The sequence below is a fragment of the Fictibacillus arsenicus genome (genome assembly GCF_001999465.1).
Lineage (GTDB): Bacteria > Bacillota > Bacilli > Bacillales > Fictibacillaceae > Fictibacillus > Fictibacillus arsenicus.
On record NZ_MQMF01000002.1, the window covers coordinates 300,882 to 315,439 of the forward strand.

Below are 14,558 nucleotides of genomic sequence, written 5' to 3' on the forward strand. Positions count from 1 at the left end.
AAACGAAGGAGTGTTTTTTATGGCAATTGAATTTTCGATCCATCCTACACCAAATCCAAACGCAATTAAGTTTGACGCATCTGAAAAGTTTCTAGAAGGAAGATTATCAGCACGTGTTGGTGACGATACAGACTCACCTCTTGCAAAAGCGCTATTGTCGATCGACGGTGTAGAATCAATCTTTGGCTTTGAAAATTTCATCACAGTCAACAAAACAATCGACAGTGACTGGAATCAGCTTATGCCTGAAATTGAAAAAGCTTTAAATGAAAATGCTTAATATGTAAATTATGAAACCAGCCAATGTATGATGGGCTGGTTTTTTGATTCTAATTGTACTCATTTTGTAATTATGGGTTTTACTTCGGCGGTATAATTTTCGGGGGCGGTCATAAATCTCCGCGAACGCGCACAAATCTCTCGTGAACGCTTATAAACCTTCCTAAGCACGCAATAATACATGCACTTATCAATATCTACCTATTTTTATTTAAATGTCTCCAACGGCACAGCTAATACATCTGTTTTCTCGCCATCTTTCGGACTAAAATAGAACAGTTCGAGCATCAAGGTACCATTAATCGGCAAGTCTTCTTCAGGGATGTTGATTTCAAACGAAAAAGGTGCCCATGCGGGTGCTCCTTCTGCAGTTTGGGCATGATTTTCAACCAACACTTCATGACCTTCTGTAACTAAGTAGGCAAATGACGCTTCAAAAACTCTTGCTTCACCAGAAACTTTATATTCCCCATCGGTCCCTGTGAAGTGAATATTTCTAAATGAGTTATTTTTCAAATCTGCTATTCCTGATTGCAAGGTCAAGTTCTCTATAACAGTCAGGTTTTCTGTTTTAATCTTCCCTGGTGTGACTTTGCTCGGGTTGAATACCGCTTTTACTTCGTATATTCCAGCTTTTCTGTCCTCTGGCGAAAGCTTCCACTTTGCCTTCCATAAATGGCTTGCTCCTGCCTTTATCTGTACCTTCACTGTCTGCTGTTTATACTTCTTGCCTTTAGAATACCTATAATTCTCTTTTCCCGTTGTATCTGTAACCGTAATATCAAACATTTTAGAGCTCTTAAAGTTCAGTGTTACTGTATGATTGCTTTGGTTCTCTAAAGCTACCAAAAAGTCGACTCCATCGTTTCTCTGTTGAACAGAAATAACAGGATTAAGCTGTGAACTCACACTTTCATTTCCAGTAACTTTATTCTCTTCTTTGCTGCATGCAAATAGGGTCGAAAAAATGAGTAATGAAGTAATTATTACTAACAACATTTGCTTTAATTTTTGTACCAAGCAAATCACCACCTTCTCATTCATTTTTACCTTTATATGGTGATTTTAACGAAAAGATTCATAAATAAAACACGGCCAGGACAATGTCCGTGCCGTGTGGACAAAATCAGTGTATTTGTATGTTTATGGGGTCTGTCCCCTAGTCGTTGCGGAAGAATCCATAGATGCCTTGAGTATGAATGATATTCGTAAAAGCATTAGGGTCCACTTCTTTTAGGACCAGCTCAAGGTCGTATAATTCATAGCGTGTTATTACAATCATGAGCATTTCTTTATCATGGTTAGAGAAAGCTCCTTTTGCAGGAATAATTGTAATCCCTCGCACCATACGTCCGTGGATGGCTTCTTGTATCTCTTTCCCTTTCTTCGTAACAATCATTGCAGTAAGCTTTTCATGGCGAGTATGTACTGCGTCGATGACACGTGAAGATACATAGAGAGCAACTAACGTATACAATGCCTTTTCCCAGCCGAATAAGAAACCTGCTGCCATAATGATTAATCCGTTTAATATGAAAAAGTAACCGCCGATTGGTTTGTTTTTCATTCTTGAAAGAACCATGGCAATAATATCTAATCCACCAGTTGATGCACCATATTTTAATGTAACCCCTACACCTAATGCAGCAATTACACCACCAAAAACGGCGTTCAGTAGAATGTCTGTTGAAACTACAGTGATAGGAATTATTTCTAAGAAAAAAGTAATCATGAGTACGCTTAAGAAACTGTAAATCGTAAACGACTTGCCTACTTTCATCCAGCCGAGAACCGTAACCGGAATATTAAAGATTAAATATAAAATACCAGTTGAAATAGGAAATGCCGTATTTTCAAGCAGTGACGAAATAAGCTGAGATACGCCAGTAAATCCGCTTGCGTATACTTTTGCAGGAATCAAAAACATATTCAGTGATATTGCGTTTAAGATTGCCCCTACTATTATAAAAAAGATTGTCTTCATTTCATTTATCCCTAGTTCAGAGATACGAAAACGTTCTTTGATCATGAGAGTCCTCCTTTCATAGTCCAAGATTCATTTTTAACAGAAAAAGCAGAACACCGTCAATAGCTAAATTAACCTTTTTATAAAGATGATGATTGCCTTTTCATTCCATCACACGTTAAACTATAGAAAAAGCCAAGCAGGTGAAATGAAATGATTCATATTATAACGGATACAGGTTCAGATCTGCCCAAACAACTTTTGGATGAATACGATATCTCAATGCTTCCATTAGTCGTACAGATAAACAATGAAGAATATTTAGACAGGTCAAACATTGAACCAAAACAGCTTTATACATATATGAAAGATGGAGCAGTACCGAAAACAGCACAAGTCCCTCCTGCTCTTATTAAAGAAACATTAAGTTCCTATGCAAAAAATGGACAACAAGCCATCTACATAACCTTATCTTCAGGAATCAGCGGCACGTATCAAACAGCTGTCCTCATGAAAAATGAAGTACTAGAAGAATATCCTGACGCACAAATCGAAGTTTTTGACAGTCAGGCTGCATCGCTTGGCTATGGACTTATGGTCTATGAGGCAGCCAAAGAAGCTAAAGCAGGAAAAACAATGAAGGAAATCCTGAATACCCTGCAGCATTATCAGAAACATCTTGAATCTATTTTTACCGTTGATGACCTTGAATATTTATTACGGGGCGGCCGGGTTAGTAAAACAGCCGCAGTTATGGGTGCTCTTCTAAAGATTAAACCTGTTCTGCATATGGAAGACGGCAAGCTATTCCCGCTTGAAAAATTGCGAGGAAAAAAGAAAGTTTTAGGACGTATGGTCGAACTTATGAAGGAACGTGCTGAGTCACTGGATGATATAACGATTGGAATCAGCCATGCTGATGATACAGAAACGGCACAAGCACTTAAAGAATTGATAATCGCAGAAACAGACAACCGAAACATCTTAATCACGATGATCGGCTGTGCGATTGGTGCACATGCAGGACCAGGAACAATTGCGTTATTCTTTTTAAATACACCTAAAAAAGTTTATTGAAACATGATGCATAATCGATTTCCTTCTGACAGATGTTAGAGACAGGAGGGATTCTATATGACACACAGGTATACAAAAGACGATAATAAACGACCAGAAGATAATCAGGCGATGAACCAGCTTAAAAACGAAGCTGAACATGAGATAAAACAAAAAGGCAAACAGCCTTACTCAAAAAAGCCCGACCATCTTTAGCATGAAAAAAGCTCCCGAACGTTCCGGGAGCTTTTTTATATGATTGGAAATTTTATCGTAAAACATGTGAAATCTTCTTTGGAACTTACTTCGATTGAACCGTTATGTTTTTCTACAATCTGCTTGCAAACAGATAATCCCAGACCCGTCCCAAGGGATTTGGTTGTTACAAAAGGCTCGAATACGTTCTCCAGCAAATATTCAGGGATTGGATTTCCGTTATTACATATAGAAAGTTCAGCCTTATCATCTAAAGTCCTTTTCAGCTTTACTTCTATATTACGTTCGCCGTTCCACTCACTTAATTCTTCAACTGCGTTCACGAGAATATTCAATAAGACCTGTTTGATCTGTGAACTGTCTCCCTCAATATATACTTCTTCACCCAAATCAGCATGAATGATGATATTCGTTTCGGTGAATCGAGGATACATAAATTCAATCATCTCTTTTAAGAGTGTAGTTAAAGGTACACTCACAAGCTTATCTTCAAGACCTCTCATTTTGGATAAATAAAGAAACTGAGTGATTTTTTCTTCCAGACTCTGTATCTCATTCTCGATAATCTCAAAATAATAATCTGATTGATCCGTTTTCTTCAGTTCTCTTTGAAGCAAATAAATAAATCCTTTTACTGATGTCAGCGGATTTCTGAACTCATGTGCAAAGCTTGCTGCGATCTGCCCAAGCATTGTTAGCCTGTCGTGGTGCATTTCTTGGATAAACTGATTTTTTCTATCTATGATAGAGTCCTTTAAGGCCGTATAGTCTTTCACACTTAAAAATAGAAGGTGATCAAAATAACGCTGCATCATAAGGACACCTTCGCCTTTTTCATGTTCGTTTAATAAAGAACACATTAAAAGCTCGTATACTATGCTCCGCCCGATATTTATGTTATGTACAAAATCTCCGATGTTTGCCTTTGCTTCAATTCGCTCTTTGGCCATTTTGTTTGTAAGACTGCTTACTCTGTCGAGTGAACCAGTTTCTAAGTAACAGATCAGTTCTACGATCGTTTGATAGCCGTTCTTTTTGACTTCCTCATAAAAAGGATCATTCTGCGGCAACAGTACATTTTCAAGCCATTTTTCAACGATGCTCGATTTCTGCTCGCTAAGGAACGAAGCCAGCTTCTTATTTATTTGTTCATGTGTACTGCTTTCCATTTAGTAATCACCCTTTAAATAATCAATCTCTGCCATCCATTATGAAGGATTTTACATGATTCTACAATGCATTGTCGAAATGTGTATAAAAGTTGGAAAAATATACATGATGTTTATTTTAATGGAAAATCAAACACTATGTAGTAAACGATTCCTGAAAGGATGGGTTACCATGCATACGATGTGGAAAGGTGCAATCAGCTTCGGACTAGTAAATATCCCAATTAAACTGTTTGCTGCTACAGAAAATAAAGATATAAAGATGAGATATTTACATGAAAAGTGCCACAGCCCTGTTCAATATGAAAAGATATGCCCAGTATGTGAAGAAACAGTTGATACTAAAGAAATTGTGAAAGGGTATGAATATGAACCTGGAAAGTTTGTTGTAGTAGAAAAAGATGAGCTGGATGAACTAGCTGGCGTATCTGATAAGTCGATAGAAATTATTGATTTCATTCAATTAGAAGAGATTGATCCGATTTTTTACAACCGCTCTTATTTCATTGGCCCTGGAGAAAACGGAACGAAATCTTTCGCTCTATTAAAAAAAGCGATGGAAGACACGGGCAAAATCGGTCTTGCAAAGTTTACGCTCCGATCTAAAGAGCATCTTGCTGCAGTACGTGTGTATAAAAACGGATTGGTGCTAGAAACAATCTTTTACCCTGACGAAGTACGCAATGTTGACCATGTTCCTGGGTTAACTGACGAAGTTTCACTGAACGAAAAAGAGCTTGAAATGGCTAAACAGCTAATCGAACAGCTAACTGCTCCATTTGAGCCTGACAAATATGAAGACGAATATCGTGAAGCTGTTCTTGAACTGATCAACAGTAAGATTTCTGGTGATGAAGTTAAAGTGGCAAAAGAAAAACCAAAGACAAATGTCGTAGATCTTATGGAGGCCCTGCAAGCTTCAATCAACGAGAGTAAAGGCAAAGAACCAAAGAAAAAAGAAACAAAGAAACAAAAAGAAACATCTGAGAAAAGATCAGATGACGAAAAGAAAACGAAGAAGAAAAAATCGACAGCTAAGAAGAAAGCTTCAAGTTAATGATTTCTGCTTTTCTAAAACCCATGCTCCCTTCTCTTTCTGATAAACTTCCGGTTGGAGAGGATTGGGTATATGAAGTAAAGTACGATGGTTTCCGCTGTCTTCTTTATTGGGATCATTCCAAGATTGTTTTGACATCCAGAAATGGTCATTACCTGCACTCAACATTTCCAGAAATTCCTGACTTTTTAAAGAACCTTGAAAATAAAGTGGATCACTTGTTTCCATTATTAATTGATGGCGAGTTATGCATATTAGAAAATCCTTTTAAAGCAAACTTTGAACAGATTCAAAAAAGAGGCAGGCTAAAACAAGGCGAAAGAATCAAACAAGCTGTTAAGCTGTATCCCTCCTCTTTTTGTGCATTTGATTTACTAGCTGTTAAAGGACAATACATCTATCACGAGCACTTTTTAAAAAGAAAAGAAATGCTTTCGGATTTTATGGAAGCATTAGATGTCGATACCCAGGTAGTCATACCCTCATCTTTTATGAACTTTATATCTTTTACAAAGGATAAAGAGTATATTGAGCAAACTGTCATTAATAACAAAAGCGAAGGTATCGTAGCGAAGAACATTAAAAATAAGTGGTCTTCAGGGACTCGGACGAATCACTGGGTAAAGGTAAAAAATCTTAAATACAGCACTTTTATTCTGACAGGGTACGATACAGAAAACGGTTTCTTCCATGTTGGAGTGGTAAAAGAACGTCAAATCATGTTTGTCGGGTTGTTTTCACACGGAATCTCACCTGAAGAGAAGGAAGCTCTTATTCAGATCGTCAAAAAAAATCATAGCGGAATATCAGACTCGATCATTATGATAGAACCATCGCTGTGTGTGGAGCTTTCTTTTTTAGAGGTTTATAAAAATCAGTTAAGACAGCCGCGCTTTGTCCGTTTTCGTTTTGACGTAGACTGGGAGGATTGTACATGGGAAAGCCTGCAAAAGAACAGCTAAACCTCCAAGTTAATGGAGAGATTGTTACACTGACAAGTCCTGATAAGCCTCTTTGGCCAAAACAAAATATAGTTAAAGTCGAATACATCAATTATTTGACACGAATAGCACCGTACATACTTCCCTTCCTTAAGAACCGCGCACTAACAGTAATCAGATATCCGCACGGAGTTGGCGATGAACGGTTCTATCAAAAAAACTGTCCGGACTATGCGCCAGATTATGTTCAAACGGTTCAAGAAGAGGATATCAATTATATTGTTTGCAATAACCTGCCAACCCTTTTATGGCTTGGAAATCAGCTTGCTTTTGAATTTCATATTCCTTACCGGACATCTGATACGTCTTTTCCGTCAGAAATTGTTATGGATCTAGATCCTCCTTCCCGGAAAGAATTTAAGCTTTCGATCGAAGCGGCACTAATGATTAAAGAAGTTTGTGATAACCTCCGCCTGACAACTTTTATTAAAACAAGCGGAAATAAAGGGATGCAGATCTATATTCCATTGCCTGATGATCAACTAACATTTAATGAGTCACGGCTTTTCACTGAATTCCTTGCGCACTATTTAATTGAAAAAGAGCCTCGCTGGTTCACAATCGAACGACTAAAAAAGAACAGAGGCAACAAATGCTATATCGATTACATCCAGCATGCGGAAGGCAAAACCATCATTGCTCCTTATTCAGTAAGAGGAAATGAAGATGCACTCGTTGCTGCCCCGCTCTATTGGCATGAAGTAACCCAAGAACTGCGTCCTGAGCTATTCCCGTTAACTGTAATTCAAGACCGAATTAAAGAAGTTGGCGATCCTTTTAAAGAGTTTTTCTCTGCAAAAAATAAACAACCTATTTCCCATGTTATTCAAGCATTAAAAGAAAAAAACCTTTAACTGATTGAATGAACTCCATCAGATAAAGGCTTTTTTAATACTCAATTATTTTTACAAGACTGTCTTTCAACAAGTTCAAATGGTACCGTAACACGTTTTGCTGGTTTTCCTGGTGTTTGAATACATTCGAGCAATCCTTTTGCTGCTTCATAACCAAGCTGAAAAATATTGATATCAACAGAAGTTAAGGCAGGTGAAGAAAGTTCTGAAAGCATTACATTGTTGAAGCTTAATAAAGAGATATCGTCTGGCACACTTAAACCTAGATCGTTTAATGTACTTAAAACACCAAACGACATAAGATCGTCCATAACGAGAAGCGCAGTTGGCGGGTCTTTTAATCCTAGCAGTTCCTTTACCGCTTCTTGACCGCCTTCTTTTAAGAACTCCTCGTGCACGATATATTCATCTTTATGCGGCAGTCCTGCATTTCGTATTGCTTTTTCATAACCTAATAAACGATCGATCGTTACGACGAGATTTAAATCTCCTCCAACAAAACCGATACGTTCATGTCCTAGTGAAAGCAGGTGCTCTGTCATTTCCTGACCAGCCTTAAAGTTGTCGTTATCGATATGTGTAATCGTTTCTGCATTTTTAAAAGGTTTTCCGATTACTGTAAAAGGAAAGTTCTGTTCTTGCAGATAGCACATGATCCGATCATCCACTCTCGAATACAGCATAACGATACCGTCAACACGCCGTCCCTGCACCATGCGGACAACACCATCAAAAATTTCATCCTCCGTTTTTCCAGTGGACATATATAACGCATACTCCTGCTCGTGCGCCATCGTGCTGATTCCTCTAATCACTTCCGGGAAGAAAGGGTTTTGGAAAGCTTTATCTGCAGAACTCGGCATAACGAGTCCGATTGCCTGAGTGCTGCGGTTAGCTAAACTTCTAGCATTAAAGTTAGGATGATAGCCAAGGTAATCCATTGCTTCTTTCACTTTTCGTTTTGTTTTTTCTGATATACGCGGGTTGTTAGCAATAACCCTTGATACCGTTGAAGGAGCAACATCTGCTAATTTCGCTACATCTTTAATGGTAACTGACATAATGGGAGTCCTCCTTTCAGACTAATACTCTGGCTGTATACGCTTTCTTAATCCAACATAATTGTATAGAATTCTTAGGAAAAAAGATATATGATTCTTCAGGTTGCTTTTGAAAGTGGTTGATTTCCGCTCCAGGTTGCTCGCTTTCCGCGGGGCGTGCGTTTAGCCTCCTAGCGCTCCAATCAACTTGTCAATGAAGAGAATGAAAAGTTATTCAAAAGCAACAATCTTATAGAGAAAAGCCTTTGGAATTCGCATTATCTATAATTACTTTCGCTTTTTAAATAGAAAGACCAATAACAAGATCACGAGAATACCTCCTGCAGCTATTGCAGCGTAGAGATAAGGGTTTGAACGATCTATTTGTAAAAGGAAAATATGCGCCGTTTCCCCTTTTACTTGAAGTTCCATCTTGTTACCTTTTACTTTTGCTTCTTCTTCGTTCAATAGATCAACTAGTTTATGTCCTTTCAAATCCTTGTCATTGAAAGTGATTTCAGCGTCTTTTTTATCGTTGTTATATACGATATAAATCGTTTCATCTTTATGCGTTCTTTTAAATACAGCTTTTGCTCCATCATCTTTTATCATGGAAAAATCTCCGCTGCGAAGTGCTGGATGCTTTTGTCTCAAGTTACCGAGTTTTGCTGTAAAGGTCTCCATCTTTTTGTTCTGGCTGAAGTCCATCATACGGCGGTTGTCAGGATCTTTCGCACCGTCCATCATATGTTCTGTCCCTTGATAGAGAATTGGAATTCCTGGAGCTGTGTAAAGATAGGTCAAGGCCATCTTAAGTCTTTTTTCTGGATTCTCTTGTTTAAGCAGCGCTTCTCGTACAAAACGGATGTTGTCATGATTATCGATGAAATTACCTAACATATAGGGATCTTCATAGTAATATTTGTTTCTTTCCCACACGGAGTGTAGTTCTGAAAGGGATTGACCGCTTTGTTTAAAAATTCTTACCATCTCATTAAAAAGAGGATAATCTACAAAAGATTGAATTCCCGCTTTGTTATACTCTGCAATATACCGAGGATCGTTGTGCCATACCTCACCAATCAAATAAAAATCAGACTTGGCTTCTTTTACTCTTTCAGAAAACTCTATCCAAAAATCTTTTGGAACATGCTTAACCGTATCTAGTCTATAACCGTCGATATCTGTTTCTTTTATCCAATATTCAGCCATGTCCAGCAAGTAGTTTCTCGTTTCTGGATTTTCTGTATTTAAATCCGGCAATCCCGCTAGCCAACCGTTTTCAACATTTTGCTGATTATCCCAATTGCTGATCTCCTCCTGGGGATGAAACCAGTCTTTTTTTTCAGGATCGCTCTGCCAAGAATGTTTGTAGCCAGTGTGATTCACAACAAGATCCAATATTACTTTGATGTCACGATCATGTGCTTCCTTTACAAGCTTCTTAAGTTCTTCCTTTGTTCCAAAATGTTCTTCGGTTTCATAAAAATCTTCTGTCCAATAACCATGGTAGCCACGTTCCTCATTTTTCACAACGGGTGTCAACCAAATAGCAGTTACACCAAGTTTTTTGAGGTAATCAAGCTTTTCTGTAATCCCTTTAAAATCTCCGCCATGGTAAGCAGCAGGGTCTGATGTATCAACTTCAAAATCATTATTTTTATCACCATTATGAAACCGGTCTACCATAATAAAATAGATGGTTTCGTCTTTCCATGACCGCTCTTCCTTTTTTTCTGCAAGCGCTTTATTTTGAACAGATAAAAAAAGAAGAAACGACATAGCCAAGAAAATTAATCTTTTGCCCATCGCCGTTCCTCCTGTTGCATACTTTTTAACCTTTTGTTCCGCCTGCTGTTAATCCAGAGATGAAGTAACGCTGCAGCGACAAGAAAAGCAATCCGATTGGAATCGCAACTAATACAGAACCTGCCGCAAAAAGAGTAAAGTTATTTCCAAATTTATTTGAGATCATGTTAAACAGTCCAACTGCCAGCGTTTGTTTATCGTCAGAGCTGATAAGAATGGAAGCCAGAATAAAATCTGCAAATGGCGATATGAAACTGAATAACGCAATTACCGCTAAAATTGGTTTAGAAAGCGGCAAAATAATCTGCCAGAAGATACGGAAGTGACCGGCACCGTCAATACGTGCAGATTCATCCAGCTCTTTTGGAATCGTATCATAATAGTTTTTCGCCAAATAAGTGTTCATCGGAATTAATCCTCCAACGTACACAAGGATTAATGCCAGATGTGTATCTAACAATCCTACTTGGAATGCAAGAATATAGATTGCAAGAATAGCTACGAACTGCGGAATCATCTGCAGAATCAAGAACAATAATAATCCGTTCTTGCGTCCAACAAACTTATATCTTGAAAAGGCATAAGCAGTAAGACCGATAAAGATCACTGAAAGCACCATTGTAATAAAACAGATCTTAAGCGTATTCCAGTACCATGTTAAATATTCTGTTTCCGCAAAAAGTTTTCTATAGTGATCCAAGGTAGCATTTTCGGGAATAATCGTCGAACTTGATAAGCTGTTGCCTGGATTCAGTGAAGAGCCGACTACCCAAACGATCGGGTAGATTACAACAGCAATTGCACCTAAAAGAATAAGATACGACAGAGTTAAACGAATTCTATTTGCTGTTTTTATACTCATATTAAATCATTCCTTCATCCTTAAATGATTTGGTCTTTCTGAAGTTATAAAGTGCTACTGAAACGATAATGATGGATAGCATTACTGTTACCGCTGCAGCTTTGCTGTATTGAGCGGATGTCATCGTTAAGTTATAAATCCAGGAGATCAATATATCAGTTCCCCCTGCATTCTGATCTGGAACTGCAGGTCCCCCATTATTGAAGAGATATATAACATTAAAGTTATTAAAGTTAAACGTATATTGTGTGATCAAGATTGGTGCTGTCGTAAATAGAATCATAGGCAAGGTGATCTTTCTGAATTTATCCCAAGTAGATGCCCCATCAACCGTAGCAGCTTCATAAAGCTCACCAGGAATGGATTGAAGAACTCCTGTTGTCATTGCCATAACGAACGGGAAACCAAGCCAGGATTGAATAAAGATCAATGCAATTTTTGTATAGAACGGATCTGTCATCCAAGGTATGGAATCGATTCCAACAGCTGCTAAAATATCGTTATTAATTGCTCCGAAAGTATCATTAAATAATCCAGAGAAGATAAGAATAGATACAAACGCTGGTACTGCCCAAGGGAGAATCAATAATGTACGCATTAAACCTTTAAACTTAAGGTCTTTCTGATTAAGTAGTACGGCAAGGAATATCCCCACACCGATTTGCAAAGTTGTAGCCGTAAACGTCCAGATAATTGTCCAAGCGAATACAGAGATAAACGTCTCACGCCAAATATCCAATGTGAACATTTCAATAAATGTCTGAAGACCAACCCAGTCTACAAGTTTGTTAGGCGGTGAGTTGTATAAATTATAGTTCGTGAATGAAAGAAGAAGCATAAATATGATCGGGAAAATAACTACGAAAACTAAAAGCAAGAATCCAGGTCCCACCATAAGGTAAGGAAAACCTTTGTCGATCACGTTATGATATTGTTCACGAAGTGTATTTAACTGCAGCCCCATGTCCCGCTTTTTGCCGTTTTGATAGGCATCATAAAAGTTTAAAACATAAAAGCCCAGTCCGATTGCAACTACAATCAATGAGATAACACCATTTACAAGCAAGAATATAGAATGATCTCTTGGCACTTCTGTACCTAAAGTTACAATTCCCCAAAGTCCAATATTTAGAAAATCCAGAAACGCAATAAAATAACAAGCTGCCAAGAATAAAAATACAGACCCCTTTACCCATTGCTTGTTATAAAATTGCCCTAATCCTGGAATGATGGACAGCAGCGCTGCCGTCTTACGGTGTGTCATTACAGGTTTTCCCCTTTCCTTTTTCCACTTACTTTATTGTGTATAGTTCGAAAGATTTCAGGACCCATTCTTTTTAGCGAAACCTTTCCAACATACACAATAGTGAGAGAAAGCAGTACCCGCGACGACTGGGTACCGCTTTCCTTTTATTGCATATTATTTACTGTGGTTTGCTTCAATGTTTTGTCCGATTGTTTTTACTGCACTGTCTAATGCCGCTTGAGGCTTAGATTTGCCAGTTGCAGATAATTGAAGCGCGTTTGCAGCCGGAGCCCAAACTTCTGCCATCTCAGGGATGTTAGGCATTGGAACACCACGCTCTGATTGAACAGCTACAGCTTTAGCAGCTTCGTTGTCTGCAATGATTGGGTCCTCCATTAGAGATACAACTGGAGGGATTTCTGCTGTCTTTTCATAACGAACTTTAGAGTTTTCTTCGTTTGTAATGAACTCAACAAGCTTTGCAGCCCATTCTTGGTTTTCAGAGAAAGCACTTACATTGTAACCTTTAACCCCGATGAATGTTTTTACATACTCACCGTTTGGAAGCTTAGGCATTGGAGCAACACCGATGTCGATTCCAGCATCTTTATAGCCTTGGAAAGACCAAGGTCCGTTCATTACTGACGCTGCTTTACCTTCAGTGAATAGTCCATCGATTGTAGAACCAGCTTTTTCACCAATGATACCTTTCGGGAACAATCCTTCGTTGTACCAGCTAGTGATGTAATCTAATCCTTCAACAGCACCTTCGTTCGCAAGACCAACGTCTTTAGGATCTAATGTACCGTTGTCATCTTTAAATACATATCCGCCAAATCCAGAAAGTACACCGTGTGCAAAGTAGAAGTCTGTCCAGTTTGCAAGGTATCCGTATTGAGCTCCACCTTTGTCGCCTTTAGAGAAAGCCATTAAGTCTTCTAAAGATTCAGGTGCTTTATCCATCATCTTTTTATTGTAGATGAATACTGGTGTTTCAGTTGACTTTGGAAGTCCGTAAAGGTTTCCGTCATATGTTAATGCGTTAATTGATGATTCTGTGTAAAGCTTTGTCACATCGTCAGAAACTTTGAGTGGTGCAATTAAGCCTTCAATTGCTAAAGGTCCGATACGGTCATGCGGTGTTGTGATAACATCTGGTCCTTTTTTAGCTGGTCCATCAAGACGAAGTTTCTCTTGTTGGTCAAGCATAGGAATTTCTTTTAGTTCTACTTTGATACCGTGTTTCTCTTCAAACTTTTTGATGGCATCCTTCGTTCCCATACCTTTTTCCTGGTCTTCCCAGATAACCAGTTTCTCTGGCTTTTTGCTTGAAGCTTCTTTCTTACCGCCAGTTGAAGTGCTGTCTTCTTGCGGTCCGCAAGCAGCTAGAGCACTTGCAGCAAGAGCAAAAGTTAAAGGCAATGCTAATAACTTTTTCATGAATTGTACCCCCCATAAGATATAAAAATTCAAAGCATACAAACGTTTGCACAGACTGACAAAAAAATATAACTCTGTTGAATTATATAGTTTTTTGTCGTTTATGAAAACGATTGCATTACCTGCTCAATTTCATTATACCTTGGCTTAAAATTTTTACAATAGTTTTTTAATTTTTTTTGGATTCGCTTTCATTTTGCTTGATTTTCAAGTTGTAAGCGGTTTATACTACTTTCAACAATATGAAGGCAATGTACAGCGTTAGGGGGTACAACCTAGGTAGTTTATAGGTTGTGCCCTTTTTTTTCATTTCTTTCAGAAAGTTTGTTTTCTATTGGTTTCTAAAAGGTTTTGAATTTGCTTCATTGATAAGTTGATTGGAGCTCAAGGTGCGTGTCTACCACCTGAAAAGCTACTTGTAAGGCATGCGACGAGGAAGCTCACATCGATAGCATTTACTTGTAGACGCAGGAGCAAGGATACTCCCATGAAGCTGGACAGGTGAGACTCCTAAGAACGCAAAGCGTCGAGGAGGCTCACCGCACGCCCCGCGGAAAGCGATT

14 protein-coding genes are annotated in these 14,558 nt (G+C 38.4%); 6 read left to right on the forward strand and 8 right to left on the reverse strand.

Annotated features, from left to right (window positions below; translation table 11 throughout):
* Positions 1 to 19: 19 nt before the first annotated feature.
* On the forward strand, positions 20 to 280 hold the full coding sequence (locus UN64_RS08685) for a NifU N-terminal domain-containing protein (RefSeq protein WP_077361750.1): 261 nt from the start codon (positions 20 to 22) through the stop codon (positions 278 to 280).
* A 206-nt stretch (positions 281 to 486) separates the two neighbouring features.
* On the opposite strand, the gene UN64_RS08690 is transcribed toward UN64_RS08685, so the two are convergent.
* Positions 487 to 1,299, reverse strand: coding sequence for a BsuPI-related putative proteinase inhibitor (locus UN64_RS08690; protein WP_171978838.1), 813 nt, complete (start codon positions 1,297 to 1,299; stop codon positions 487 to 489).
* 139 nt (positions 1,300 to 1,438) lie between these two features.
* Positions 1,439 to 2,263 (reverse strand): YitT family protein, encoded by an 825-nt coding sequence (locus UN64_RS08695; RefSeq protein WP_171978911.1) that lies wholly within the window; start codon positions 2,261 to 2,263, stop codon positions 1,439 to 1,441.
* Positions 2,264 to 2,458: 195 nt separating this feature from the next.
* Between UN64_RS08695 and UN64_RS08700 the strand changes: the two genes are divergently transcribed.
* Together UN64_RS08700 and UN64_RS20845 are read left to right on the forward strand one after the other, a co-directional pair.
* Positions 2,459 to 3,322 carry a DegV family protein gene (locus UN64_RS08700; RefSeq protein WP_077361756.1) on the forward strand — a complete coding sequence of 288 codons (864 nt, stop codon included), beginning with the start codon at positions 2,459 to 2,461 and terminating at the stop codon, positions 3,320 to 3,322.
* Positions 3,323 to 3,379: 57 nt separating this feature from the next.
* Complete coding sequence (locus UN64_RS20845) at positions 3,380 to 3,517, forward strand: hypothetical protein (RefSeq protein ID WP_171978839.1); 138 nt, start codon at positions 3,380 to 3,382, stop codon at positions 3,515 to 3,517.
* A 35-nt stretch (positions 3,518 to 3,552) separates the two neighbouring features.
* Here UN64_RS20845 and UN64_RS08705 read toward each other — a convergent pair whose 3' ends face one another.
* Positions 3,553 to 4,686, reverse strand: a complete 1,134-nt coding sequence (locus tag UN64_RS08705; protein ID WP_077361758.1) for a histidine kinase N-terminal domain-containing protein — start codon at positions 4,684 to 4,686, stop codon at positions 3,553 to 3,555.
* 172 nt (positions 4,687 to 4,858) lie between these two features.
* On the opposite strand from UN64_RS08705, the gene ku reads away from it, so the two are divergent.
* Genes ku through ligD (UN64_RS21265) form a run of 3 tightly spaced genes read left to right on the forward strand, consistent with a single transcriptional unit; the run spans position 4,859 to position 7,598 of the window.
* Positions 4,859 to 5,743, forward strand: a complete 885-nt coding sequence (ku, locus tag UN64_RS08710) for a non-homologous end joining protein Ku (protein ID WP_077361760.1) — start codon at positions 4,859 to 4,861, stop codon at positions 5,741 to 5,743.
* Positions 5,743 to 6,705: a non-homologous end-joining DNA ligase gene (gene ligD / locus UN64_RS21260; RefSeq protein ID WP_245801988.1), complete on the forward strand. Its 963-nt coding sequence runs from the start codon at positions 5,743 to 5,745 to the stop codon at positions 6,703 to 6,705. The genes ku and ligD (UN64_RS21260) overlap by 1 nt, the downstream gene beginning before the upstream one ends.
* Positions 6,678 to 7,598: a non-homologous end-joining DNA ligase gene (gene ligD, locus UN64_RS21265; protein ID WP_245801989.1), complete on the forward strand. Its 921-nt coding sequence runs from the start codon at positions 6,678 to 6,680 to the stop codon at positions 7,596 to 7,598. Before ligD (UN64_RS21260) ends, ligD (UN64_RS21265) begins: the two co-directional genes overlap by 28 nt.
* Positions 7,599 to 7,639: 41 nt before the next feature.
* Here ligD (UN64_RS21265) and UN64_RS08720 read toward each other — a convergent pair whose 3' ends face one another.
* From UN64_RS08720 to UN64_RS08740, 5 genes are all read right to left on the reverse strand, one after another.
* A complete protein-coding gene (locus tag UN64_RS08720) occupies positions 7,640 to 8,659 on the reverse strand; it encodes a LacI family DNA-binding transcriptional regulator (RefSeq protein ID WP_077361762.1) in 1,020 nt (339 codons plus the stop codon).
* Positions 8,660 to 8,926: 267 nt separating this feature from the next.
* A complete protein-coding gene (locus UN64_RS08725; RefSeq protein WP_077361764.1) occupies positions 8,927 to 10,447 on the reverse strand; it encodes an alpha-amylase family glycosyl hydrolase in 1,521 nt (506 codons plus the stop codon).
* A gap of 25 nt (positions 10,448 to 10,472) precedes the next feature.
* A complete protein-coding gene (locus UN64_RS08730; RefSeq protein WP_077361766.1) occupies positions 10,473 to 11,309 on the reverse strand; it encodes a sugar ABC transporter permease in 837 nt (278 codons plus the stop codon).
* Position 11,310: 1 nt separating this feature from the next.
* The gene (locus tag UN64_RS08735) at positions 11,311 to 12,573 is read right to left on the reverse strand and encodes a sugar ABC transporter permease (RefSeq protein ID WP_077361768.1); all 1,263 of its coding nucleotides are present in this window, start codon (positions 12,571 to 12,573) and stop codon (positions 11,311 to 11,313) included.
* Positions 12,574 to 12,729: 156 nt separating this feature from the next.
* Positions 12,730 to 13,995 (reverse strand): extracellular solute-binding protein, encoded by a 1,266-nt coding sequence (locus tag UN64_RS08740; RefSeq protein WP_077361770.1) that lies wholly within the window; start codon positions 13,993 to 13,995, stop codon positions 12,730 to 12,732.
* Positions 13,996 to 14,558: the final 563 nt, after the last annotated feature.